The sequence below is a fragment of the Paucihalobacter ruber genome, assembly GCF_006494535.1.
GTDB classification, from domain to species: domain Bacteria; phylum Bacteroidota; class Bacteroidia; order Flavobacteriales; family Flavobacteriaceae; genus Paucihalobacter; species Paucihalobacter ruber.
Genome location: NZ_VHIQ01000003.1, coordinates 319,380 through 345,708 on the forward strand (window position 1 = coordinate 319,380; position 26,329 = coordinate 345,708).

Genomic DNA, 26,329 nt, shown 5'->3' on the forward strand with positions numbered 1-26,329 from the left:
TAGAATAAACAAAGTAATACTTATTTTGATTAGTTTTATCATACCAGTTTTTCCAATAAATGAATACCAATTACAAATTTGCCATCGACAGAATTTCCAAAGAACTGGAAGTTCAGACACAACAACAAAATAAATACATTGCACTATACCAGTCTATCAAACAATGTATATTAAAGGTTGAGTTGCCCAATCACTGGAAATTACCTTCAACCCGGATTTTAGCGGACGAACTCAAGCTCTCAAGAACCACCGTATTAAAAGCCTACGAATTACTGTTACTGGAAAAATTGATTGAGTCGAAACCAGGATCGGGGAATGTAGTTAGTTATTCTTCGGGAAATTCACAAGCCAAAATTGTAGAAAAACCTAAGTCCACAATTGGATTTAACTATCCTAAAATATCTGAAAAAGGCCAATCATTTTTAAAAAATATCGAACTCATCAACAGACTTCCAAGTGATAACCTGGCCTTTAGACCGGGTTTACCACCTATTGATGTATTTCCTGTAAATCAATGGAAAAAACTATTAAACTCCTATTGGCGGCATGTGAAGGCCTCAGGACTTTCGTATTCACAGGCCACAGGATTAAACGAATTAAAAGAAAGCATTTGTAATTACCTCAACGTGAGCCGTAACATCAAATGTATTCCCGACCAGCTCGTTGTTGTATCCGGGTCGTTACAGTCGCTGTTTCTTATTGCAAGTACAGTTTTAAACAAGGGTGATGATGTGGTGGTTGAAAATCCAATATTTCCTAACGTTCACTCTGTATTTAAGAGTTCTCAAGCCAATCTAATCCCGATTTCATTAGATAATGAAGGTATTAACATCAAAAACCTTGCTAGCTCGGGTCGCAAAAAACCCAAAATCATTCATGTAACACCATCTAATCATTATCCTTTAGGCATTAAAATGAGTTTAACGCGGCGACAAGAGTTACTTAGCTGGGCTTCTAAAAATGGCAGTCTCATCATAGAAAACGACTATGAAAATGAAATTGCCAATTTAAACGAAACCCTGCCTTCTATTTATAGTTTAGATAAGGAAGACCGGACCATTTATATGGGAACCTTCAATAGGTTACTGCATCCATCGATAAGGTTAGGATATATGATTGTACCCAAATATTTACTCCCGGCTGTTGAGGCCTTACAAGAACATTCGCACAGATTCGTATCGCCATCTATTCAGGTGGTAATGAATCAGTTTATAGAAAAAAACTATCTCTATCAACACATAAAAAATTGTGTTGTTGCCGCTAAAGACCGGCACGATTTATTTAAATTGGAATTTTCTAAAAAGATCAAAAACATGTATCTTCAAGAAAAGCCATTTTCCAGCTTCCATGTGGTTGCCTATTTTAATCAAGAAAAAACAGCGAAGGAAGAAAAGGAAATCATTCAAAATTTAAAAGCCGCCGGAATAACTGCCTTTTCATTGAGTAAGTGCTATATAGGTATACCTGAGAAAACAGGCCTCATTTTTGGTTACTCGGCCGTACGACCGGCGATTCTTAAACGGAAAATGGAAAAAATGAGTTCTTTGCTCTAATTATAATTGGTATTTAGTTTTTTTAAAAACTGGTATCTTAATTAAGAGGTTTTGATTTTTACTTTTATATCCTACAAAGTTAGGTTTAACTCTAAACAATTTATTATGAAACAACTTTACATTTTATTACTATGCTTTTCAAGTTTAAGCTGGGGACAAGTAACTATATTTTCTGAAAATATAGGAACGGCTACAGGTACTTTAGCTATCGAGGCTAATACTTTCGAAAACTCAGGAGATCCCAACATCTCCTTCTCAGGTAATGCCGATACTCGCTCTACAAGTCCATCGGATGGCACCTATACAGGGGCGTCCGGCGGAAGGAATGTATTCTTTGGGACCGGAAGCGGAATTAACGCCAGAGATTTTGTTATTTCAGGCATTAGTACTGAAAATTTTTCAGATGTAACATTATCATTTGGAATGAACTCTAACGCCAATGTGAGTCTTCTGGTAGAATACAGTACAGACGGAACCACCTTCACTCCTATTACTTTTGATGACGTAGCCGATGCCGGATGGAAATTAATATCAATTCCAAGTGGAGTCATCCCATCTGTAGCAAATTTAACTTTACGATTTAGTAAAGATGATGGCACTACCTATCGGGTGGATGATGTCGTATTAAGTGGTACCGCAACTATGCCTATTCTTTCGGCTTCAACAAGTGCCGTTTCCGGATTTTCTTATGTAGTTGATGCCGGTCCGTCTTCATCACAATCTTTTAATGTGTCAGGAGCAAATTTAAATGGCTCTGACGTAACTGTTTCTTTACCGGGTGCTTCATCATTTGAAATTTCCAGTAGCGAAGTGGGGACTTATGGTTCTGCAGTCACCTTAACCGCTTTTAATGGTAGTGAAACCAGCATTTTTGTTAGACTTATAGAAGGTCTTACCATAGGTGAGTACAACGATGTTGTTACCATTTCTGGGGGTGGTGCTGAGGATATAACAGTCAATGTTTCTGGAACTGTTATCCCAAACATATTCCTTATTTATGAATTTACTACAAACGAATTAACAGCCACTCAATTTCCGGAAAATGTCACAACCTCTGAATTTCAAGTAACTGGCACAACACCAACTTTTGGTACCGCACAAGCATCTACATGGACAGGATCTGGGGTTCCTTACGCTCAAAGTGGACAAGGCTGGGAAGTAGATAACTCAGAGAACGCTAAATATTTTTTCTTTACTTTAGAAGCAGATAGTGGCTTTGAAATAGACATCACTAACATTTCATTTGAATGGAGAGCTACCGCAAACGGACCTTCTGCCATAACAGTTGAAATCAATGGTACAGAAATTTCCACATTTGATGCACCTGGTGATCAAACATCACTTTTTTCTGCTCCTGTTTCCTTTGAAAACGAAACTCAAATAGAGGTACGTATAAAAGGATGGCTAAATGGCTCTCGAGATAATACTAATGGCTCAGGAATTTTAAGAATTGACGATGTGCGTTTAGATGGATCAGTAGAAGCGAGTTTGAGCATCGACGACTTTAATAGTAATAAAGGAATCTCTTTATACCCTAACCCTGTCAACCAAGGCAACGTTACCATTCAAACCGATTTAACAGGCAACAAACAAATTGAAGTATACGATGTAAATGGCAGACAAGTGTTAAAAACCACCACAACAGGAAACAGTTTTAATGTGGATAATTTTAATGCCGGATTGTATCTGGTTAGAATTTCGGTTGATAACGTTTCTAAAGTCTCTAAACTCATCATCAACTAATATTCAAAAAGCAGTCAAAGTAATTGTTCCTATAAATATCATAGAAATGAAAAAAAATCTTCTCTACCTACCGACACTTTTTACCGGTATTTGTTTAATGCTGTTTACATGCACCACCGACGATATTTTGCCGGCCTTAAATGTAAGCCTTAGTAACAATTCACTTAGTGAAGAAAGCGGGACGGTTATTTTGACTGCTTCTTTAAATGGAGCGGCTACTCAACAAATTGTTATTCCACTAACTTTCTCAGGAAATGCAACTCTTGATGCAGACTACTCAATAAGCGCTAATGCCATTACAATTAACAACGGCCAAACTTCGGGAAGTATTACCATTACAGGTTTGGTTGACGGACTCATTGAAGGGGACGAAACTATAGATATTAGTATTGGAAACGCTTCAGGTGTTCTTCTTTTAAGCGAAACCAATTTCACAATTACCATTTTAGATGCTGATATTGATTCTGATGGCGATGGCGTGCCTGACGCTTCAGATGAATGTCCGAATGTACCTGGCGACATCAACAATAATGGCTGTCCGTTTGTTGGTTTTATCATTAACGAAGTCCTCTATGATCCGGCCGACGGTATTGCCGGCGACTCAAATTTAGACGGCACCAGAGATCCGTTAGCAGACGAATTTATCGAGTTTTATAATTCTACTGCCAACAGTTTAGATTTAAGTGGTTATACCATTTCAGATGCCTCTCAAGTTAGACACATCTTTCCAGCGGGTACTGTTGTACCTTCTAATGGCGTGATTGTTGTGTTTGGCGGTGGTAATCCAACAGGAAGTTTTGGTGGTGCGATAGTACAAACTGCTTCTGAAGGTCAATTAAATATGAATAATGCCGGTGATTTTGTTACGGTTAGAGATGCCGCAAACAATGCCATATTAACTTTTGATATCAATCCGTTATCAGGAAACCCCAACGAGGCTTATACCAGATTCCCTGACATTTACGGTGATTTTGAACGGTACTCTAATATTCCTGAAGCTAATGGCGCTCTTCATACTCCGGGAACCAAAGTTGATGGGAGTACGTTCTAAACACTAAATAATGGAAAGCCTAGGACCAATATTATCGCTGCTTTTTATTGCAGTAGTGGCGCGTTTGTTGCTTAAAAAGTACCATCCGCACGCTGTCTTGCTATTTGCAGGACTCATCATGTTGGCACTTTCTTTATTGCTTAAAAAAGACTTACCACCACTTTCAATACCAACAGGCTTTACAGGATTTGATTTATTTAAACTCATAAAAGAATCGTTTAGCGAAACCAACGCCGGTGTAGGCCTCATAATTATGTCTATTGGTGGCTTTGTGGCCTATATTGATCACATTGGTGCTTCTCGAGCATTGGTTCATATAGCCATGAAACCCTTAGGGCTTTTTAAATCTAAACCTTATTTAGCTGCTTCTTTGGTAATTCCTATAGGTCAAATGCTATTTGTTGCTATTCCATCTGCTGCAGGTTTATCGCTATTATTAATGGCTTCACTATTTCCAATACTTACCAATTTAGGAGTGAGTAAATTGTCGGCAGCATCTGTGATTACTGCCACAACGGCCTTTGGTATGGGTCCGGCCTCGGCTATTACCGCCAGTGCAAGCAACATCATCGGAATGGAATCTGTTAACTTTTTTGTAAACCATCAAATACCTTTGGTTTGGCCATTAAGTCTTTCAATGATGGTGACCTATTATATCGTAAATCGGTATTTCGACAAAAAAAACAACCTAGACAATTCTAAAAATAACCAAAAAGAACAAGTAGTTGATGCACCCATTATTTATGCGGTTATTCCTATTCTACCGATTATTATACTCATTGTTTTTTCTGAAATATTTAATTTTTTCAAAACACCTATAAAACTAGATACAACTACTGCAATGATTATTAGCCTTTTTGTAGCTGTAACTTTTGAATTAATTAGAAAACGAAGTTTTAAAACTGTTTTTGATTCTTTTAAAGTTTTCTGGAATGGCATGGGTAACATTTTTAAAACGGTGGTGACATTGATCATTGCAGCTGAAATTTTTGCTAAAGGTTTAATAAGCCTTGGATTTATAGATGGCCTTTTGGCAGTAACTCAAAGTTTAGGTTTAAATGCGGTTGGTATTAGTATTGTTATGACCGTTATGATTTTCCTGGCCTCAATGCTAATGGGCAGTGGTAACGCTTCGTTTTTTGCCTTTGGACCGTTGGTTCCAAAAATAGCGGACAAAATGGGTGTAGAAAGTGTCTCAATGATTTTGCCTATGGAATTCTCAGCCAATATGGGAAGAACTGTCTCTCCAATTGCCGGAGTAATCATTGCTGTCTCTGAAATAGCCGGTGTGTCTACCTTACAAATTGTAAAACGCAATCTCATTCCGTTAGGAGTTGCCTTAGTTATTATGCTCATCTATCATTTTATATAGCCACATGCTGAAACTACTTAAAAATACTAATCTATATGCACCCGAACATCTTGGCAAACAAGATATTTTAATCGCTAACGATACTATTGTTGCTATTGATAAAAATCTTGATAATTATAAAGCAGTAGCCGATGTCTATGACCTTTCCGATTGCATCGTCACGCCGGGTTTAATTGATCAGCACATTCATATTACGGGTGCCGGCGGAAAAGATGGTTATGCCTCTATGACTCCAGAAATTAGTTTAAGCGAACTCATTGCCTGTGGCACTACCACGGTTGTAGGATTATTAGGCACCGATGGCACTTTAAGAAGTATCAGAACCTTATATGCCAAGGCCAAGGCTCTGGACCAAGAAGGCATTACGGCCTATATGTATTGCGGTTATTACGGTGTAGATTCGGTGACCATTACCGATAACATTCAGAGCGATATGATTTTTATCGATAAGGTATTGGGATGTAAAATTGCCATTAGCGATATTCGTTCGTCTTATCCCACCGCTTTAGAATTACTCAGAAAATTACGAGATATCCGCGTTGGCGGTAGTTTGGCCAACAAAAAAGGGATTTTACACATTCACCTCGGCAATTTGGAGACCAAAATGGATATCTTGTTTGAATTGGTCAACAAATATCAGTTTCCTATACAACATATTTCACCAACCCATGTGGGCCGTACCAAAGAGTTGTTTGAACAAGCCATTGAATTTGCCAAATTAGGCGGCATTATAGATATCACCACAGGTGCCTCAAAATATACAGATCCTTATCAATCGGTTTTATACGCTTTAGAAAAAGGTGTTTCAATAAACAACATGACCTTTAGTTCAGATGGCCATGCCGGACTCACCAAATTCAACTCTCAAAAAGAAGCTATTGGTGTAAAGAATGCACCATTCGACCAAAATTTATTTGAAGTCATTCAGCTTATCAAAAAAGGCGGCGTAGCGATTGAAGATGCCTTTAAATTAATAACCACCAATCCGGCCAAAAATTTAGGATTAACAAACAAAGGACGCCTAGCGGTTGGTTGTGATGCAGATATCTGCGCATTTAATCAAGAACTTGAATTAACTCATGTGTTTGCGCGCGGCCGGCACATGATGAAAGACCAACAAATTATAGTTAAAGGAACTTTTGAATCATCCATGTAATCATAACCACATGAAGTCAATAAAAATATTACTCAGCTTTGCATTATTTATTTCAGCCTTGTATGGTTTTGGCCAGGACGTCAAACTCAGCTCTTATCAGTTTGGTGAAGGTTTAAGACTAACAACCAACGAAGGTCACGAAGTAAAAATTACCAGTTATCTGCAACCCTATTTTGAAAGCAAGCAATATACTGAGGCCGATTTAAATGCTGCCAATCGTTTTAGAATGCGTCGTGCCCGTTTTAGATTAGACGGAGAAACCGCCAATAAGCGCTTTAGTTACAGATTTCAATTTGATTTAACCGGTAATGGCGAATTTGAAGAACAACAAGGACTTTATTTACTCGATGCCGTTATTAATTACGAGCTTACCAACCGCATCACGGTTTCGTTTGGTCAGCGTGCCACCTATACAGACAACCGTGAATTGTTTATGTTGTCCAACACCTTACAATTAGTTGAAAGAAGCCGACTTACCTCAGCCTTTGCCTCTATTAGAGAATTTGGACTCTTTGTAAACGGTAACTTCAGAACCGGACGCGGCTCTTATTTAAGACCCTATTTTGTGCTTACCAATGGTGATGGCGGTAATGTGTTTAACGGCGATTTTGGAGGCCTGAAAGTTGGTGGCAGAGTTGATTATTTACCCTTTGGTTTGTTCACTAATTTGGGCCAATTTAGACAAGCAGATGTGATGCGCGAGCTCACACCAAAGCTGGTGATAGGTGCAAATTTTAGTCATAATAACGGTATTAGCAGCAGACGTGGTCGAGAAAGTGGTGCCATATTATATCTCAACGATAATAATGATTTTTCTCTACCCGATTACACCAAGTTCGGGATTGACTTTTTGTTTAAATACAAAGGATTTTCGGCGTTGGGCGAATTTGTCAAAGCCACAGCTACTGTGCCTGATGATATTACCCAACGTATTAGAAATGACGGTTCTATTGCAACCACTTTTCCGGTCAATGGAATTGACGATGTTGAAAATTACGTAAAAGGAAGAATGATGTTAGGCGAAGGCTTTAACCTGCAAATGGGTTATTTGTTTAAAAGCGGTTTTTCGTTAGATGCCAGGTACACACACCTTAATGCCGATGAGCACTCTTTTTTAAACAACCCTACGTTTTACAGCAGACCTAATTATTACACCTTTGGTGTGAGTCAGTATTTAGCCAGAAATTACGGTGCCAAAATTCAGGCTGATATCACTTATGTAGATGGCGACAATATTAACGATAATAATAGCAATCCTATAGAAGGTAATGAATGGATTGCACGTATCATGCTTACTTTTTCACTATAAAATGAAGGTATATTTTTACATATTGGTTATTCTGTTCAGCTTTTTAGAGTTGTCTGCGCAGCTCAATCCTGAGCCCAAGAAAGTAACCCAATTGTTCTTTCCGGATAACGAAAGCATTGAGAATGTTACGCCCGCACTCCAAAAGAAAAGAGGCTTTACCGATTATGACGAACTGATGTCATTTTTAAACACCGAAAAAAGCAAGCATGCCGATTTGGTTCGCGTGGAATTTATAGGAAAAAGTCAGAAAGGTTACGACATTCCCATTATCTATATTCACAACCAGAGCTCACAAAAGGATAAATTAAAAGTCTGGTTGCAAGGCGGTTTACACGGTAACGAACCTGCCAGTACCGAAGGTGTGCTGTATCTCATATACCAATTACTTAACAATGCTGACTATTCGTATTTGTTAGACCAACTGGAATTTGCCATTGTACCCATGGCCAATATTGACGGTTATTTAAAGTTAGATCGTTATGCGGCGAACGGCCTGGATTTGAACAGGGACCAGACCAAGCTTATGGCTCCCGAAAGCGTTATCATCAAACAAGCCTACTCCAATTTTAATCCTGAAGTAGCCTTAGATTTTCACGAATACAATGCCTACCGAAGAGACTTTGCCAAAATGGGCAGTTTTGGCATTACTTCGGCTTACGATGTGATGTTTTTATACAGCAGCAATCTCAACGTACCTGATAACATCAGAACAGTAATTGACACGTTATTTGTAGAAAGTGCCCGAAAAACAATGGATAATAACAACTTAAGACATCACGATTACATGTCGACCGGCACCTATTCCGGAGATATTCACTTTAACATGGGCTCTACCAATGCCAGATCCAGTGCCACCAATTTTGCGCTCACCAATACCATTTCGGCCTTGATTGAAGTTAGGGGTGTTAATTTGGGAAGAAACTCATTTAAACGTCGTATCAACACCACCTTCTTAGTAGGAATGGCTTGTATAGAAACAGCTTACAACCATGCTGAATTGATTAAAAACACCATACAAACCGCCACCCAACCAGCCAACAATGTTACCGTAACCAGTAAGCAAAAGGTGTATCAAAAAGACATTTCGGTGATAGATTTAGACAGTTATGAACTCACAGATATGACCGTTACGGTGCGAGATTCGAAACAGTCAGCAGCGACATTGATAAGAGACACACCCGAAGCTTATATTATTTTACCCGAGCAGAAGGATTTGATTGAGAAATTAAAAGTATTGGGTGTAGCAGTTGAAACGCTTGAAGCACCCACGGTTTTAACTGTTGAAAGTTATTTGGTTTCGTCGTACAGTCGTGATGAAACCACCTATGAAAAAATGAACTTACAAACCGTTGAAGCGACTGTTGTAGAAAAAGAAATGACCTTTCCGGCAGGAAGCTTTAAAATAAGTACCCATCAAAAAAATGTTGGATTGGTCTACGAGATATTAGAACCCGAAGCGCCTAACAGCGTGGTAAGCTTTGGTGTTTTAAAAACAGAATTGAATCAAGAATTACCCATATACAGACTCTCTAAAACAAATTAAAATAAGCAACCATGAAACATCTAATTTGTATTTCCCTGTTGATTTGCACCTTCGCACTAAAAGCACAGGAAAAAGAACCCAAAAACGCCGCCAATTTTGAGCTGGGCAAAGGCATTACCTTTAATTTAAACGATGGCGATTATCAATTTTTCATCAGTGGTTTCATTCAGCCCAGCGTATCTTACGATAAGCAAGAAGGCAGCGATGCAGACTATCGTTTCAACGCGCGCCGGTCGTTTTTTATGCTAGGTGGCACAGCGGTTAAGGAAAAAGTGAGCTTTTTGGTTCAAACAGACTTTAGCAGCAGAGACCCGTTATTAGACGCATGGATTGCCTATCACCCTTTTTCATGGTTAACCGTTACGGCAGGACAAAAACAAAATTTTGTAAACAACAGAGAAATGCTGTACAGAGAAGACAGACTGCAGTTTACAGACCGCAGTTTGAGTAGCAGAACCTTCAGCAGAACCGGTAGAGAGTTTGGTTTGTTTGTTGAAACTAATTTTGAAGTTGGTAACGGTATTATTATTGCGCCAAAGGCCTCTTTAACATCGGGTGATGGCCGAAATTCGTTTGGTGCCGACTCCAGAGACACCGATTTTGGAGGTGTGAAAATAGGCGGTAGATTAGATTTGTATCCGTTGGGTGCTTTTAAAGAAGGAAATGACTTGTACACAGCCGATTTGAAACGCGAAGAACAGCTTAAACTACTGGTAGGTGCAGCCGTGAGTCAGAATAACGGCGCCAGTCATCCGGCCGGCGAAGGTCATGGCGATTTCTTACTGTACGATTTAAACGGCAACATTGAACTACCCGATTATTCTCAGTTTTATACCGATTTACTTTTGAAATATCGCGGATTCTCTGCGCTGTTTGAATACACCAATGCCGCAGCCTCAGGGTTAGACCGATTATACACAGACCAAAATGCCACTGCTATTTTAGCACCAACACAAATTAGTGAGTTCTTGGTGTTAGGCGATAGTTTTACGGCACAGGCAGGCTATGTTACCACCGGTGGATTAAGTTTTGATTTTAGATATGAAAATTCAACCCCGGAGTTTAATAACAATGCCGCTTCAGTATTATCGGAATTTAGCAATTATACCTTTGGTATTACCAAATATTTTGACGGTAATAATCTAAAATTACAAGCCGCCATTAGCACTACAGATTTTGCGCAGGGTAACAATATTACTACGGGCGAATTGTTGTTTCAGATAGTTTTTTAAATTGCTAAATATTAAACCTAATTTAAAAGAATCTGTCTTAAAAAAGGCAGATTTTTTTATGCCGTTAATTTTCAGAAGTGCCCAAAGTAGTATTACAGCGTAAAGAAATACCATAGCCTTACAGATTTTTAATATGAGTTATTTGATAGTACCCAGAACGGAACTACTGTTTCGAATGGAATTCTATTTTAATTATAATAACATCATAATTTTTTAAACCAATCAATAGTTCCAGTGGTTTATAATCTAAAAAACAAGTAATTGAAATAATATTTAGGTAATTGGTCTAAATTATTTATCAGCTATTCGAATTATTGAGTAAATTTGACATTGGACTAATTCCGAGCTAATTCACTTAACTACAAATTATAATGATCCAGGTAATTACCGATAAATCTCAGTGGGATGAAGCCTTAAAACTTGCCGACCATTCAGATTTTTATCACACCTATCATTACCATCACCTTTCAAAACAACATAACGAAAATCCTGTTTTAATTAAATATCATTATCAAGATAATATCATTTTGTTGCCGTTATTGTTGAGGCCTATAGAAGACACAGACTATAGCGATGCTACTTCAGTATATGGTTACGCAGGTGTTTTGACTGCAAATAATAATAAAAACTTCAATCATCTAAATTTTAAGAAAGAGCTTAATAACTTGTTTCATACTTCCAAGATTGTTTCTGTTTTTTCCAGATTACATCCGTTTTTAAGTTATCAAGAAACCATTCTTTATGGGCTCGGACAAATTACCAGTCCGGGCAATGTTGTTTATATAGACCTTACAAAATCGTTAGAAGCACAAAAATTAGACTATAGTCGCAGACTAAAAACCTATTTGAATAAAGCAGAAAAGCACTGTTACATTGAAGAAGGCACTACTCCTAAGGATTTAGACAAATTCATTGAATTGTATTATAACAATATGAAAAGAGTTAAGGCTAACAAGTACTACTTTTTTTCCACTAATTATTTTGAACAGCTTTTAAAGAGTGAAGATTTTAAAACAGAACTCTTGTTATGTAAGCTTAAAGAAACTGATGAAATTATTTCTGCAGGCTTATTTATAAAAACTGATGAGATCGTTCAATACCACCTTTCCGGAACTAATGAATTATTTGAAGACTTAAACCCCGTAAAATTTTTAATCGACTATTCAAGAATTAAAGCCACAAATGAAGGTTTTCAATTTTTTAACCTTGGTGGCGGAAGGGCTAGTAAAGATGATTCTTTATTCAGATTTAAATCGAAATTCTCGAAAGATATAAAACCCTTTAAGCTTTGGAAATACATTGTCAACCCCGAAGTATACCAAGACTTAGAAACTAAGTTGAACGTCGAACAATTACCGCTACAGCCGGATCCTGATTACTTTCCAAGTTACAGACGTGTTTTAACAAGTTAAAAAAAACATTGTGATTCAACATAATCCTTTTACCTCAAGTCTTTTTATATCGGTTTGGTGTAAAAATTTTAATATCAACACAACGACCTATAACTTCAAGCCCATAAACGGACTTCATTTTTTTAAATCTAAAGGTGAATTATTTATCAATACAGGAAAAAATTTAACGAAAGGTATCACCTACGAAATAACAGAAACAATTGGCAACAATTTCAAAAATCAGGTGTGCTTGATCTACGACGTGCCAACGTATGCACAAGCCAAAACCACTAAGATTCCAAAAAATCTTGTAATCAAAAAAATTAAACAATACCCGGGATTTTTAATTCATTTAAACCAATATACTGGTATTGAAAACTATTTAAAAAAAACTTTTAGTAAAAATAGTATTCAAAAACTCATACGTTATAACAAGCGTTTGCAAACCTGTTTTGACATCGATGAGAAAATGTTGATCGGTAATTCTGTAGAAAAAACGGAATACGACACCGTTTTTAATCATTTTCATAAGTTACTCAACAAACGTTTTGAAGATAAACAAATAACAAACAATAACTTAAACCCTGAAGAATGGCGTTTCTATCAAGCTGTGGTTTATCCTCTTATTTTAGAAAATAAGGCTGCCTTGCATGTTATTTATAATAATGACGTACCTATAAGTGTAAGGCTATTATATTTTTCTGAACATATTATTTTTGACGCTATTACAGTATTTGATATTGATTACACCAAATTTCATATAGGAAAAATTTCCATTTTGAAAATGCTGGAATGGAGTTTTAATAGCAAATATGAAATATTTGACTTTTCGAAAGGTTATTTTGATTATAAAGAAAGTTGGAGCGATTTAAAATATGATTTTGAATACCATATTTTTTACAATACAAAATCTCTAAAAGCTTCGCTACTCGCCAATACTATTGCACTGACTTTTAAAACAAAACAGTATTTAAGAGATAAAAAATTCAATGAGAAACTCCATAAAATTACTTTTGCTTTAAAACGGGGCTCAAAGAACAATCCTATTAAGGTAGAAATTCTACCACACAACAAAGAAGAAATCAATAAATATGATTTACAAGAAATTGAATTAACCGACGATATATTATATTTAAAAAAATATATTGTTGATTTTCAGTTTTTAAATAGCGAGCATCAAAAAAATATAAAACTATATCAAATAGCTAATCAAAACAATACATTGTATTTAATTAAAGGAAAACATAACTATCAATTACTATCTGTTAGTCATTAATGAGTTTTATAAAACTACATAAAGAAAATTTCTATGAAAACTTATTTGAACGTAAGAAAATTTCTTCTTTGTTACAAATTGTGTCCAATAAATATTCTAATGAAAAAAGCACCCCTTATAATTTATTCGGAAAAAATATAATATCAGATCTTGATTGCATCTATTCTTTTGAACTAGTTCCAGATTATTTAAATATAAAAACTAATGAAGGATTCATTGAAAAAAAGGTATTTCAAAAACATGGTTTTGCTATAAATTTAAGCCAACATACCAGTTTAGAAAATTTTATTGCCGCTCAATTAAAATCTAACTACAAAAAAAATTTATCAAGATCTATTAAAAAATTAGAAACATGTTTTAATATTACTTATAAGTTTTATTATGGAAACATTACAAAAGATGATTATAACAATTACATGAATTCCCTTCACCAAATGCTGATTGCTCGTTTTGATGAAAGAAACGATAGAAATAAAGTTTTAGAGAATTGGGAATACTATTTAAATAACACTTACGAACTTATAATTCAGAAAAAAGCATCTCTTTTTGTTGTTTTAAGTGATAAAGACTCTATTGGTTTTTCTTTGAATTATCATTACAACTCAATACTATACAGCGCTATAGCATCTTATAATTTAAGCTACTCAAAATTTAGTGTTGGGAATATCATCATTTATAAATTGATTGATTGGTGCTATTTAAATCAAGTTGTTTTTTTAGATATGGGTTATGGCGACTTAAGTCATAAACGCTTATGGTGCAATATAACCTATAACTTTAATAATTATATTATTTATAAAAGCGAAAATATCTTAACATTTATCTATAGAACGTTTACTAAAATTAAATTTAAGACGATTAATTATTTGATAAAAAAAAATATCAACAGAACATATAGAAACTTAAAGAATTATACACTTAGGAAAAAAAAGCTTAAAGTATTAGCTTATCATATATTAAACAATGACAGTGTAGAAACAGACTTATGTCCAATTAACATGAATGATGATAAGTATAAATTTATCAAAAAACCCGTTTACGAATTTTTATACTCAAATAATGTACATATTAACAATGTACAAGTGTTTGCACTAGACAAAGAGAATATCTATATCATCAAAGGAGCTAAGAATCAAATAAAAATTAAAATTGATTAATTACTAAAATATGTCATAAACCAAGGGAGAGCAATTCATGTGGAATTCTAAAACTCACAAAACGCCTGTATATGGTGTTCGAAAAAATAACTATTTTAAAATTATATATTCTTTAAATGACCTTTATTAAAAGAGAGATGTTTATCTGGGATTTTTTAAAAAAAGAAATGATCCCTAAAAATGTTGAAAGTGTTACTTTTAATAATATCACATTTGATAATAGTAATATTTGTGAAAAATCGAAAAACCAAGTAACTACAATTAGCTTAGTGCCTAGCTATGTAAACTTAAACTTTAAGAATAAAGAATTATTTAAAGAAATTAAAATTACTAATACCAATTTAGATGGTTCTGGTATCACTATTAATGAAAATGACACCTTAGAATCGTACCTTCAAAATACATTAAGTAGACATACAAGAAAAAATTTACAACGTTTTTGGAACCGATTAAACCAATCATTCAATATAAAAGTTAACTACTATCACGGGCAGATCTCGAGAGAAACATTTACATTTTTAATGTCAAGCCTTTATCACTTTTTAATTAAAAGATTTAATGATAAACAAAAAATTAATAGCTATTTAATTAATTGGGATCAAAAAACTGAACCTGCTTTTAATTTAATAAACAATAAAAAAGCTTCGTTATTTGTAATATATAACGAAGACACGCCTATAAATATCACTTTAAATTATCATACGTTTAACACCATTCTATTCTCAGAGATAAATGGCTTCGACACCAACTACTATAAATTTGGCTTAGGCCACATTGACCTTTATTTACACTTAAAATGGTGTTTCGATAACAATTACAAATTTTTAGATTTAGGTAACGGCACCTTAGATTACAAAAAGAAATGGTGTAATACCTTCTATAACATACAATATGTGTTGCTTTACAAAAAAGGGAGTATCCTATCCAAAACCTTATTTATTGCGGAAAAAAATAAACTTAGTGTAAAAAATTTCTTAAAAAAAATAAAGTTGGATGAATTGATTTTAAAGACAAAGTACTTGTTAAAATATTCGAAAAACACAATCAAAAAAACTAGCAATCATAAATTATTTACTTTAGAAAACCTAAGCAACGATGCAGATTATAATTTAAATAATGCAGCTGTTATTGATTTAAAAACAAATACTTTTTTAAAAAACCCAGTATATGACAGTTTGTTTAATAGTAACGAGCACATAAACGATATTACCATTTACATGATTGCTGAAAACACCTATGTTATAAAAGGTAAAAAATCCTTATTAAAAATTAAGACTACAACATGATAAGCTCTGAATATTGAAAAATGATAAAGCAATATATTTATCCAAAGATAAATTATAATAATTTTTATGAAATCACATTCATTTTAAGAATAATCATATCATTATTTGCAAATTATAAAGAGGCCGATATTTTTGTTTTAAAGGGTAAAAGCCTTATTATATTAAAATCAAAACAATTAATTTATACGCATGATAAATTATGAGTATTTTAAATTCTGTAAAAAAAGAAGATTTTTACCTTCAGATAACCGAAAAAAATAATGTTTTAAGTGGATACGAAAGTTTAAAATTTCGCCACGATAACTCTCACTTATACAATAACAACGATCTCTTTTACCCGGAGCACGTGGTATCTGTGCAACTCTTTCCTTTATATTTAAAACCAACATTCTGCCTAAAGCCTAATAATTATGTATCTAAAGTATCTCAAGATAAAATTAATGGTTATGCCATTGTTTTAAAAGAAAACATCCATTTTGAAACTTTCTTTACAAAGGAGTACAGTAAAAGTTTTAGAGCCAATATTAAAAGGTTTGTATCGAGATTTGAGACCTGTTTCAATGCCGGTTATAAAATGTTTTACGGGTCTATTTCTGAAAATGACTATCAGATATTAATGCATGCGCTGCATAGTATGCTCACCACACGATTTAATCAAAGAAACGATGACAATAAATTTTTAAAAAACTGGAAGCATTATGAATCCACAACCTATGAGTTAATAAATAACAGAAAAGCATCACTATTCGTTATCTACAATAATACGGTACCTGTTCATGTTTGTATCAATTATCATTTTGACGATATTCTTTTTGTATCAATTCCTTCATATGATATTGATTACGCCAAGTTTGCCTTAGGAAACATTTCTATTTACAAATTGCTTGAATGGTCTATTAATAACAATTACAAAATGCTGGATATGGCTTATGGCGATTTAGAATATAAACGCAGGTGGAGCACCCTCATATATGCCTTTGAACACCATATTTTTTATACTAATAATGCAAGACAGAAGCTCTTAGCCAGGGCTGAAATTGGAAAAATCAAATTTAAAAATTATTTGAAATCTAAAAATTTAGACGACAAGTTAAAGTATTTAAAAAACAAGTACTTGAAACCTAAAAATAATTTTATTGAAGCCTCTTACACAATAGAATCCATTGAGTTTATCAATAATAATTTTCATGAGATAGATTTTCAAACAGAAAATTTTGAATTGAGTTTTTTAAGAAAACCTATCAATGATTTCTTATATTCTAACAAAGAACATGTAAACGATTTAAAAATTTTAGAAATAAATTATAAAAAAGTATATATATTTGAAGGTAAGGAAGTAGTGAAAAAATTAACGCTTCATTAACACCGTGAAGTTTGGGAATAGAATTTCAATAAAACCAATGAATATTTCAATTAACAATACTTAATTAAAATGAACCATGTCTAAAAAATATAAGTTTATCGCCACTTTAATTTATACGCTTGGAATTTTTTGTTTATTAGTGGTTTTTGTTCTAGGAAAAACCTACAATATACCATATGAAAAATTTACAGGAGACCCGGCATATATTTATAAATCAAATCCTTTTAATGGAGTAATTTCAAACATCGGTGCTCTTTTTTGGTGTACAACTGCTAGCATCTGTTTATTTTCAGGAAGACTTCTTTGGTCGTTTGGCAGCAAAAAGCAAGCAGTTTTTTTATTCTATTCAGGTGTTTTTACCACGATACTTCTAATAGACGACTTCTTTATGTTTCATGACTTTGCTGTCTATTACATAGTAAAACATGATTTTGCCCAATACTTTGTGCTACTTTCTTATGCTATATTTTCAATTTGGTACCTATTAAATTTTTACACTACAATTATGAAAGAAAACTATATCTTCATAAGCTTAGCGTTCTTCTTTTTAGGTACATCTGTTATAATTGATATCATATTTGAAAGCGAAGGATTGCAATATTTAATTGAAGACGGTTTTAAATTTTTAGGCATCATCAGCTGGATGTTGTTTTATACAATAGCATCGCATAGATTAGTGTTAGAGAATTATAAAACTATTAATCAGGCTTAAAATATTTACAAAAAAATAGCTTCTTCAAATTTCACGAACTCGTTTCAATTTTATTTTTTAAAATTAATGATTGTTTTGTAAATCCTTTTTTAGTTTAGAATAGAGAATATAAAAAAAAGGTTTTGGGTCTTTTATAAAAAATTTTAAGGGCGTATTGTTAAGTAAAAATTTTAGGTTAAAAAGAAACCACTTGTTCTGTTTAATTGTTCTTTTTAAACCTAATAAGTTCAAATATTTTACGTGATTATATTTAGGTATCTCAAATACAATCCCTTTACTTGCGATACAATAAAAATATGTAAAGTCAACACCGGCAATTAGCGATGCGTCTATTGACCCCCAAAATCTAGGGTTGATTTCAATAACTTTGAATTTTTTATCTGTTATATCAAAACGCATGTCTACATGGGCAACACCTGACCAATTAAGCGATTTCATTAATTTTTTTACAACCTCATATACATCTTTCTCAAATAAAAACTCAACACCCACTTGAGGCACAAAATCACTTACTCCTTTCATTGTACCCTTTTGTATTGTGAAAGCTAATATGTCACCATCTTTGCATAATACACTACAATCAATATCGTAGCCTTTTATATATTTCTGAATTAAATAAGGGCCTACTACAGTATTATTTTTAAAAAATAGATTTAAAGATTCACTATTATTAAAGACCTGTATTCCACTACCACCACCAATATGACCTTCAAATAACTTCATAATTACCGGAAAACCAAATGAAGGAGTTTGTTCACAAATTTCGTTTTTATCAAATAATAATGTTTCGGGAGCCGGTAAATCAATATCTAAAAGTAACTTAGATAACTCTCCCTTGTGATCTGCCTTATCAAAACTCTTTAATGGGGGCAATAAGCCTAATTTATCGGGATCTTTAATGTATGTTCTATTTTTTAACAAACATCTAATAGCAAATACATCAATTGGCATAATAATATCAATATGATGCTTTTCAGCAATCGTATTTAAATTTTTAATCCACTCAATTTCATTAGACTCATTAAGGGGTTCAGTTACAAATATTTCATTTATATACTTAGAATGCGTTATTTCTTTATTTTTATGCTTTTCACTTAAAACAACAAACAATTTATAACCTTTGTTTTGAGACAAACAATGTATCACAACAATAAGGAGATCACTGTCTCCATCTGGTATTAAAACGGAATACTTCTCTTTCATAAAATAAGAATTGAAAAAGATTAAAAAATATTTAAATAAAAATTAATTATCTAATTGACATTAAAACATCTAAAAGTACTAATATGGCTATTAAGTTTAACAAAAAATAAAAAAACCTTTAAATCACATAAATTTTCTTTAAAAAACAATAATTACCATATTAACAGTAAGTTTCGTGAGAAACTTGCGAACATAAGTTAACCTATTAGTTAATGACAATATTCTAGACCTTAACTTTTGATTTGTTTTTATTGTACAAATTTCGAATATTTCTTATCTGTGTTAGCTGAGATATTAAATATGTAAAAAGGATTTTTATGTATACATCTTATTATGAATACGAGTTAAATACTTTTTTATTTAACTTTATAGTCGATTAGTACAACATATTTTTATCATGAAATCACTAATTCTTAAATTTATTCTTTACGCGGTCTTAATTGGTATCTGTTTAGAAATAATAGTCCGCGTATTTCACTTACATCAAGAATACCCCCAATTTATTATAAATGATTTAAATGTTAAAACTTATGCGCCCAACCAGAATGGGTACTATACTATAGGAAATAGAAGAATGAATTTTGCTGAATTTCAAATCAATAAATCCGGCTTTAACTCTTATCGTGAATTTACTCCATCAGAGAATAAGACAAATATTGCGCTTATTGGAGATTCTTTTATCGAAGGCCTTCATCAAAACTACTATAGATCTATTGGCAAAAAAATTGAAAGAAAATTAAATGACAGTGTTAACGTTTTTGAATATGGTCATTCCGGGTATGATTTAGCAGATCAACTACATCTTATAAAAGCCTATAAAGACAAATTTGATGAAATAGATAAAATCATTATTTATTTAAAATTTGAAAATGACTTACAACGCGATTTTTACGAACCGGATCAGTATTGGATAGATTCTCAATATTTTATGTTTTCTAAAATTAAGAAGAATGTCAAACTATTGTCATATATGGATGGTATTGGCGCTTTAGAACCTTTAAGGGAACTTAAAACACGGTTGATCTTTATTAAAAATCCAAAACAAGTTAGTTCTAAAAAAGAAAATGAGGATATAATTATTGAACGTAATGAAAGATATTTAAATAATTTTAAAACATTAATTGATTTATACGACTTCGACAAAACTAAAACTTCGTTTTTGTTGGATGTAAGAACCACAAGCGAACAATTTTTAAAGTACTGTGATTCTTTAAATTACAACTATATCGACTTTGGAAAAGCATTTGAAAAATCAAAAACTCCAACAACCCTAATTTATGATATGCACTGGAATAACCATGGCAGGGATATTATGGCATCGGTTATAGCCGATTACATACGAAAAAACAGCCCATAACAAAACAAAATTTAATACTTCATTAAAACTGAAAGTAAATAAACGATCGATCAACACCATCGTCATAAAAGAGTAACATCGTTAAAATTACAAGGGTATATATAACAAACCTAACTACTCTGGATTTAAATTCAAAAGGTGAACGTTCGTCTTTTCTAATGAGGTATTCATAAAAAACAAATAGTGCAATTAAAATATAGTAATCCAGCATTCTATAACCCATAGGATGCTGATAGGTTTCATAGGTAAAATTTGAACTTATTTGTTTTATAAATCCAAAAGCATCAGAGATTGATTCTGATCTAAAAAATATTCTTGAAAACGTAACAATCCCAAAGGTTAACAATACTTGACCGATTTCAATGAAACTTGGAAAAATAGAGTTTTCTCCTACCACAGAATCTTTGTAAATAGTATTTCTACTCATTAAAAAAACGGGTATAAAAGCCAAGGCATGAAAACCACCCCAAAAAATAAAAGTCCAATTAGCACCGTGCCAAAAACCACTTACTAAAAATATAATACAAATATTTCTTACCGATTTCAATTTACTAACTCTTGAGCCACCTAACGGAATATATACATAGTGCCTGAACCATGTAGATAAAGACACATGCCATCGTTGCCAATACTCTGCTACATTTCTAGAAAAATTAGGGAATTTAAAATTCGACATAAGTTCTACTCCAAAAAGCTTGGATGTGCCTATAGCTATATCTGAATATCCACTAAAATCTCCATATACTTGGAAACTAAATAAGGTAACCCCTAATACTAGTGTAGAAGCCGGGTACGTAGAATAATTTGAAAATATATCGTCTACTATTGGTGCAATGGCGTCTGCTACTGCTATTTTCTTAAATAGCCCCCATAGTATAAGCTTAAGCCCTGAGACTATTTGGGTTTTGCTAAAAGTTCGCTTATTTGTTATTTGCGCTAATAAATTAGATGCTCGTTCTATGGGTCCTGCAACTAATTGAGGAAAAAAAGCAACGAAGGTGGCAAAGGATAAAAAGTCTTTTGTAGGTGATAATTTTTTATAATAGATGTCAAAGGAATAAGACATGGTTTGAAAAGTATAGAAAGAAATACCAACCGGTAAAATAACATTTAATGTCCACGAACTTTTAATTTCGTAGCCAAAAGATGATATCATATCTATCCATGAATCAACAAAAAAATTGTAATACTTAAAAAACCCTAAAAGTCCAACGTTAAAAATAACACTCACCCACAACCATAATTTTCGTTTGGATTTTTGTTCAAAAGAATGAATTTTTAGGCCTACAAGGTAATCGACTATCGAACTGAGCAATATTAGAGATAAAAATCTCCAATCCCATAACCCATAAAATACATAACTGGCAATAAGAATTAAAAAGTTTTGTGCTTTTAAACTCCTTTTTAATACAAACCAATAAAGTGTAAATACAATGGGTAAGAATATAAAAAAATCTAACGAATTAAAAACCATGTAACCCTATGAAAAATTAATTTTTAAAATTAAAATTTTATATGAATAAAACTCTACTTTTTTTATCCAGACATCAAAAAAAATCTTTGATGGGCTAAATATTACTATTATTTTTAAAATAGCAGATTAAAAACTAAAAAGGCTCTTAACTAGAGGCCTTTAAATACGTTATTTAATAAGTACAAAGCTAAATTAAAAGTAACAATAATTGATTTTATTATTAATAATTTCACTAGACGAGGTCATGTTTCAAAATCGTATAACTCACTAAATAAATTAGGGCAAACATCGCCTCAACTTTATTTTGAGAAAGGTTATAAATTATCTTGTTTAAGTTTTTAACACTATTTTATCCTATATTTCTCTTCTATCTAGTTCGGGTTTTTTAAAAAATACATCTCCAATAAAGCTATATTCATAATTGACCTTATCTTTCACCTTTTCACATAATCACTCGCGGGATAGAGGTACTTTTCGCCTTTACTGATTTTTCTTATAAACTTTGCCGGAACCCCGTACACCAGGTTATAATCTTCAATATTTTTGTTCACCAAAGCTCCGGCACCTACTATGGAGTGCTTACCTATTGAAATATCTTGTATAATATTAGCTCCCATACAAATAGCGGTGTAAGATCCAATAGAAACATTTCCGCCAACTGTAACGTTGGGAGCTAAACTGGAATAATCTTTCATCTCACTATCATGCCCTAACGATACCTTGGTGTTAATAATACAACATTTGCCAACTTTTGCAGCACTATTTATGATAGCACCCGGCATAACCACGGTACCATTACCAATTTTAACCTGTTTACCGATCACAGCACTCGGATGAATCGCGGTTATCAACTCAAATTCAGGAACTAAATTCTCTATTTTTTGGTGTATAACTTTACGTATCCAATTATCGCCTATGGTTATAATACCGGCATTAAAATGATACTTTTTAGTGAGTTCGGGTAAATCATCTTCGGTACCAATTACTTTATATTCAAAAATTTGAGTACCAATTGGTTTAAAAGAATCAATTAAACCAACAATGGTAAATCGGTTTAACTTTTCAATAATATCTATTACAACCTTGGCATGACCTGAAGCTCCTATTAGAACTATATTTGAATTATTTTTTAACATAAGTAGTTTATGTTAGCTATCAATCAATCAATTAGTAAATACCTCAGTTCTCTGCACTATACCACATTTTTTGTACCCTTTTCAGTTTGTGAACTTCAATTACTACTATCACATCACATATCATACGTAAGTTACGGTGTTTTATACATAGAGATGTTTGCACAACATACCTCAACTTAGGCGACCCTTTTGCCAAAAGGTTATAGATGTTATAGTAAATTTAAGGCAAAATTTTGTGTTATTCAGTATATGCGGATGTTTAACACATAAAAACGTTAAAATTCCTTTCAATTTTATGCGGCACTACAAATGCATGGGTGATTAGTTAGCTTTGATTAATTTCATTCACCATCACGCGTCGTTTACCTGATGCTAATAAGGGTATTTCATTGACGTAGGCTATATCTATCACGGCATCAGACCCCAAGTAAGTCTTAAACTCAGCAATAAATTTAGCTTCGTTATTAAATGGTCCGTCAATATTTATTTTGAAAAGATATTGCTTATCGGCTTTTTGAATTAATTGGCATTGGTTTAATTCGTGGTACTTGTTTAACAATAACAAAATATTATTGGCGATGATCTCGCCTTTGGTGTTGGTGATGGCATCAATTTTTCGGCCTTCAACACTTGTTAATACTAATTGATTGTTTATTAATTTCATAGCGCCAACATCGCCGGTATCATATCTAATTAAAGGCATGGCGTAATTAAATAAATCGGTCACTACAATACGACCTGTTTGGCCATGTTGGAGAGGTTTGTTAGTGTTAATATCTAATATCTCTACCACATAACTTGCGGTATTGATTAAAAAATAAGAGGTGTTGGGCAGTTGTTGTGCGATGATACCGTTCTCTACATTTGAGTATCTTGAGACCGTATTCACATTAAAATATTTTTTTAAGGTTTCTTTTGTGTAAGGCGCTAAACTCTCGGAAATTGCAATGACCGATTTTAAATTACAATTTATAGGAGTCGCATTTGTTTTGTCTAAATATTTGCATAAGGTTTCGAAGGTTGAGGCATAACCCAACCAGCTTTTTTCAGTCTTATTTAGCCGTAACTTTTCAAAGAAGGTTTTTAAATAATCGTCTTTTAAATCAAAAACATCTACTGGCACCATGTTTAATGCCCATCTGGATAGTAAACCTTTTTTTTCAAAGGCATTCCACATTCTAAAATAATACAATTTATTACCTAAGGTATAGCCTGCAAGCTGAGAGAAATAAAGATTATCGGCCGCGTTTCTGGATACTTTATTCTTATTTTGAACTACTTTAAAAGGAGTTCCGGTAGAACCACTGGTAGCTACTATTCGGTTGTTTTTATGTTTGAAAGTAGTGGATTGAAAATTGGTGTAATTAGCTTTGATACTATTTTTATTAATTACGGGAAACCCTTCTAAGCCTTTGCTTAAGTCTACACTTTGATAAAATGGAGTGGTGTTGTGGGCGTACTCTAATATTTTTTCAAGTTGGTAGGTATTTATTTGTCCACTCCCGATAATTTGTTGAATTTCTTTAAGGTGTTTTCTCTGTTTAGAACCTTTCAGCGTATCGAGGGCGTGAAATAATATTTTTCTCAAATTCATTTGAAACGCCATCACTCTAAAATTAATCTTTTATTTCTTTTAAAATCTCTTGAACTATAGGTAGCTTACATAAACCTCCAAAAGCAACATCGGCCATATGAAGCGATGTATTTGAATTGCCTTCAATGATGATGGGGCCTTTAGGGGTAATGGCAACGTCCCAACCAATAATACGTGTTGGAATCATCAAAGCGGCTTGTTTAACTAATTGTAGCGATTCTTTAATAAAAGGCACCTTAAAACCGTCCAGAACTATTTTAGAATCCGGATGTTGGTCATGAACCATTCCTCCCTTCTCCATGCTTTGCATTCCCTTACCTTTTAACGTTTCGCTTTCTAGGTCGATTCCAATATAAAACCCTCCCGAACTTTCGTTATCTGTTACCATGTTACCTGATCCAAATCGCATTAGGGCCGAAATAATATGACATTTCCCATGTTTGTCTAAATAGGTATTGATGCGAACGGTATTTATAGAGTTAGAATAAATATTGGAAATGCCGTCGTGCTGTTTTATTTTTTCCTGATGTATAAAATTGTTTAATAAGAGCTCATCGCCGTGTTTTAGAATTTGCTGTTCTAATTCCTCTTTATTTAACAGGATACAACCTTTACCACCAATGCCACTTATGGGTTTTATAAAGAGAGATATTTCATGGGTTTCGTTAAAAACCTTAGAGAAAAAACTTATTAATTCAGTGTTGGTGTTGATATGATGAACCTGAGAGTTATAATAAACGTTCTTATTAATATTATAACTAATCGTTTTTGGAACAGGCAAATGGTGGTAATTGGCAAATAACGAAAAACTCAACTTGTTTTCGAGAATTGAAGCCATATCCCGAACCAATATTTTTTTGGATTTAATAATGCTGAAATACTCATTTAAACTTAGGTAAGAGGTGATATCTGTTATTTCGTTTCGGTATAAAAACTTTCTAAAATAATCAGTAGGCCATTCTTTTTTCACCCAACCATACATAAATATTTCTTTTAGCATGGTAATCCCATTTTTCTTATTGGGATCTTTAAAGAAATTTTTTAATGGTAAGATTCTCGAAATCATAGTTGCTGTAGATTAAATTAGATACCAATACAACTACACAAATGTATGGAAGTTGATTGATAATAAATATTAATCTTCGTTTAGAGATTTGTTTTGACACGGATTGCACAGATTTGCACAGATTAACTTTGGATTGATTGTTCACCACGGAGGCACAGAGGGCACAGAGTAAATTTGGGAGACCTTTGAATGAGCTTCACCATTTTTTTTGATGTTGGGTTCTCACAGATTGCACAGATTTGCACAGATTAACTTTGAATTGATTGTTCACCACAGAGGCACAGAGGGCACAGAGTAAATTTGGGAGACCTTTGAATGAGCTTCACCATTTTTTTTGATGTTGGGTTCTCATAGA

General features: G+C 33.3%; 20 protein-coding genes. 15 read left to right on the plus strand and 5 right to left on the minus strand.

The window, feature by feature from the left end:
• Positions 1 to 59 precede the first annotated feature (59 nt).
• The 14 genes from pdxR to FJ651_RS07800 all read left to right on the plus strand — a co-directional run bounded on the left by pdxR (position 60) and on the right by FJ651_RS07800 (position 18,144).
• Positions 60 to 1,553 carry a MocR-like pyridoxine biosynthesis transcription factor PdxR gene (gene pdxR, locus FJ651_RS07735; RefSeq protein WP_140989938.1) on the plus strand — a complete coding sequence of 498 codons (1,494 nt, stop codon included), beginning with the start codon at positions 60 to 62 and terminating at the stop codon, positions 1,551 to 1,553.
• Between the two features lie 105 nt (positions 1,554 to 1,658).
• Positions 1,659 to 3,296, plus strand: a complete 1,638-nt coding sequence (locus tag FJ651_RS07740; protein ID WP_140989939.1) for a T9SS type A sorting domain-containing protein — start codon at positions 1,659 to 1,661, stop codon at positions 3,294 to 3,296.
• A gap of 46 nt (positions 3,297 to 3,342) precedes the next feature.
• The gene (locus FJ651_RS07745; protein ID WP_140989940.1) at positions 3,343 to 4,347 is read left to right on the plus strand and encodes a lamin tail domain-containing protein; all 1,005 of its coding nucleotides are present in this window, start codon (positions 3,343 to 3,345) and stop codon (positions 4,345 to 4,347) included.
• Positions 4,348 to 4,357: 10 nt separating this feature from the next.
• Entirely contained in the window at positions 4,358 to 5,719 is a 1,362-nt protein-coding gene (dcuC, locus tag FJ651_RS07750) for a C4-dicarboxylate transporter DcuC (protein WP_140989941.1), read from the plus strand.
• A gap of 4 nt (positions 5,720 to 5,723) precedes the next feature.
• Positions 5,724 to 6,875 carry a beta-aspartyl-peptidase gene (gene iadA, locus FJ651_RS07755; protein ID WP_140989942.1) on the plus strand — a complete coding sequence of 384 codons (1,152 nt, stop codon included), beginning with the start codon at positions 5,724 to 5,726 and terminating at the stop codon, positions 6,873 to 6,875.
• Positions 6,876 to 6,885: 10 nt separating this feature from the next.
• Positions 6,886 to 8,184, plus strand: coding sequence for a porin family protein (locus tag FJ651_RS07760; RefSeq protein WP_140989943.1), 1,299 nt, complete (start codon positions 6,886 to 6,888; stop codon positions 8,182 to 8,184).
• Between the two features lies 1 nt (position 8,185).
• Complete coding sequence (locus FJ651_RS07765) at positions 8,186 to 9,727, plus strand: M14 family metallopeptidase (protein ID WP_140989944.1); 1,542 nt, start codon at positions 8,186 to 8,188, stop codon at positions 9,725 to 9,727.
• Between the two features lie 11 nt (positions 9,728 to 9,738).
• A complete protein-coding gene (locus FJ651_RS07770) occupies positions 9,739 to 10,959 on the plus strand; it encodes a hypothetical protein (RefSeq protein ID WP_140989945.1) in 1,221 nt (406 codons plus the stop codon).
• 371 nt (positions 10,960 to 11,330) lie between these two features.
• Positions 11,331 to 12,371, plus strand: coding sequence for a peptidoglycan bridge formation glycyltransferase FemA/FemB family protein (locus tag FJ651_RS07775; protein WP_140989946.1), 1,041 nt, complete (start codon positions 11,331 to 11,333; stop codon positions 12,369 to 12,371).
• Positions 12,372 to 12,381: 10 nt separating this feature from the next.
• Entirely contained in the window at positions 12,382 to 13,626 is a 1,245-nt protein-coding gene (locus tag FJ651_RS07780) for a GNAT family N-acetyltransferase (protein ID WP_140989947.1), read from the plus strand.
• A complete protein-coding gene (locus FJ651_RS07785) occupies positions 13,626 to 14,783 on the plus strand; it encodes a GNAT family N-acetyltransferase (protein ID WP_140989948.1) in 1,158 nt (385 codons plus the stop codon). The genes FJ651_RS07780 and FJ651_RS07785 overlap by 1 nt, the downstream gene beginning before the upstream one ends.
• Positions 14,784 to 14,899: 116 nt before the next feature.
• Positions 14,900 to 16,069 (plus strand): GNAT family N-acetyltransferase, encoded by a 1,170-nt coding sequence (locus FJ651_RS07790; RefSeq protein ID WP_140989949.1) that lies wholly within the window; start codon positions 14,900 to 14,902, stop codon positions 16,067 to 16,069.
• 199 nt (positions 16,070 to 16,268) lie between these two features.
• Complete coding sequence (locus FJ651_RS07795) at positions 16,269 to 17,432, plus strand: GNAT family N-acetyltransferase (protein WP_140989950.1); 1,164 nt, start codon at positions 16,269 to 16,271, stop codon at positions 17,430 to 17,432.
• Between the two features lie 76 nt (positions 17,433 to 17,508).
• The gene (locus FJ651_RS07800; protein WP_140989951.1) at positions 17,509 to 18,144 is read left to right on the plus strand and encodes a hypothetical protein; all 636 of its coding nucleotides are present in this window, start codon (positions 17,509 to 17,511) and stop codon (positions 18,142 to 18,144) included.
• Between the two features lie 63 nt (positions 18,145 to 18,207).
• Here the strand turns inward: FJ651_RS07800 and FJ651_RS07805 are convergent, their stop codons facing one another.
• The gene (locus FJ651_RS07805) at positions 18,208 to 19,347 is read right to left on the minus strand and encodes an ATP-grasp domain-containing protein (protein ID WP_140989952.1); all 1,140 of its coding nucleotides are present in this window, start codon (positions 19,345 to 19,347) and stop codon (positions 18,208 to 18,210) included.
• Between the two features lie 397 nt (positions 19,348 to 19,744).
• On the opposite strand from FJ651_RS07805, the gene FJ651_RS07810 reads away from it, so the two are divergent.
• Positions 19,745 to 20,704 (plus strand): SGNH/GDSL hydrolase family protein, encoded by a 960-nt coding sequence (locus FJ651_RS07810; protein WP_140989953.1) that lies wholly within the window; start codon positions 19,745 to 19,747, stop codon positions 20,702 to 20,704.
• Between the two features lie 22 nt (positions 20,705 to 20,726).
• Here FJ651_RS07810 and FJ651_RS07815 read toward each other — a convergent pair whose 3' ends face one another.
• The 4 genes from FJ651_RS07815 to FJ651_RS07830 form a co-directional block, all read right to left on the minus strand.
• Positions 20,727 to 22,178 (minus strand): MBOAT family O-acyltransferase, encoded by a 1,452-nt coding sequence (locus FJ651_RS07815; RefSeq protein WP_140989954.1) that lies wholly within the window; start codon positions 22,176 to 22,178, stop codon positions 20,727 to 20,729.
• A gap of 434 nt (positions 22,179 to 22,612) precedes the next feature.
• A complete protein-coding gene (locus FJ651_RS07820) occupies positions 22,613 to 23,314 on the minus strand; it encodes an acetyltransferase (RefSeq protein WP_140989955.1) in 702 nt (233 codons plus the stop codon).
• Between the two features lie 325 nt (positions 23,315 to 23,639).
• Positions 23,640 to 24,920, minus strand: coding sequence for a phenylacetate--CoA ligase family protein (locus tag FJ651_RS07825; RefSeq protein ID WP_140989956.1), 1,281 nt, complete (start codon positions 24,918 to 24,920; stop codon positions 23,640 to 23,642).
• 10 nt (positions 24,921 to 24,930) lie between these two features.
• The gene (locus FJ651_RS07830) at positions 24,931 to 25,974 is read right to left on the minus strand and encodes a sugar-transfer associated ATP-grasp domain-containing protein (RefSeq protein WP_140989957.1); all 1,044 of its coding nucleotides are present in this window, start codon (positions 25,972 to 25,974) and stop codon (positions 24,931 to 24,933) included.
• Between the last annotated feature and the right edge of the window lie 355 nt (positions 25,975 to 26,329).

Coding starts and splice junctions, on each gene's coding strand:
- pdxR (WP_140989938.1), top strand. CDS start 60: ATGAATACCAATTACAAATTTGCCATCGACAGAATTTCCAAAGAACTG.
- FJ651_RS07740 (WP_140989939.1), top strand. CDS start 1,659: ATGAAACAACTTTACATTTTATTACTATGCTTTTCAAGTTTAAGCTGG.
- FJ651_RS07745 (WP_140989940.1), top strand. CDS start 3,343: ATGAAAAAAAATCTTCTCTACCTACCGACACTTTTTACCGGTATTTGT.
- dcuC (WP_140989941.1), top strand. CDS start 4,358: ATGGAAAGCCTAGGACCAATATTATCGCTGCTTTTTATTGCAGTAGTG.
- iadA (WP_140989942.1), top strand. CDS start 5,724: ATGCTGAAACTACTTAAAAATACTAATCTATATGCACCCGAACATCTT.
- FJ651_RS07760 (WP_140989943.1), top strand. CDS start 6,886: ATGAAGTCAATAAAAATATTACTCAGCTTTGCATTATTTATTTCAGCC.
- FJ651_RS07765 (WP_140989944.1), top strand. CDS start 8,186: ATGAAGGTATATTTTTACATATTGGTTATTCTGTTCAGCTTTTTAGAG.
- FJ651_RS07770 (WP_140989945.1), top strand. CDS start 9,739: ATGAAACATCTAATTTGTATTTCCCTGTTGATTTGCACCTTCGCACTA.
- FJ651_RS07775 (WP_140989946.1), top strand. CDS start 11,331: ATGATCCAGGTAATTACCGATAAATCTCAGTGGGATGAAGCCTTAAAA.
- FJ651_RS07785 (WP_140989948.1), top strand. CDS start 13,626: ATGAGTTTTATAAAACTACATAAAGAAAATTTCTATGAAAACTTATTT.
- FJ651_RS07790 (WP_140989949.1), top strand. CDS start 14,900: ATGACCTTTATTAAAAGAGAGATGTTTATCTGGGATTTTTTAAAAAAA.
- FJ651_RS07795 (WP_140989950.1), top strand. CDS start 16,269: ATGAGTATTTTAAATTCTGTAAAAAAAGAAGATTTTTACCTTCAGATA.
- FJ651_RS07800 (WP_140989951.1), top strand. CDS start 17,509: ATGTCTAAAAAATATAAGTTTATCGCCACTTTAATTTATACGCTTGGA.
- FJ651_RS07805 (WP_140989952.1), bottom strand. CDS start 19,347: ATGAAAGAGAAGTATTCCGTTTTAATACCAGATGGAGACAGTGATCTC.
- FJ651_RS07810 (WP_140989953.1), top strand. CDS start 19,745: ATGAAATCACTAATTCTTAAATTTATTCTTTACGCGGTCTTAATTGGT.
- FJ651_RS07815 (WP_140989954.1), bottom strand. CDS start 22,178: ATGGTTTTTAATTCGTTAGATTTTTTTATATTCTTACCCATTGTATTT.
- FJ651_RS07820 (WP_140989955.1), bottom strand. CDS start 23,314: ATGTTAAAAAATAATTCAAATATAGTTCTAATAGGAGCTTCAGGTCAT.
- FJ651_RS07825 (WP_140989956.1), bottom strand. CDS start 24,920: ATGGCGTTTCAAATGAATTTGAGAAAAATATTATTTCACGCCCTCGAT.
- FJ651_RS07830 (WP_140989957.1), bottom strand. CDS start 25,974: ATGATTTCGAGAATCTTACCATTAAAAAATTTCTTTAAAGATCCCAAT.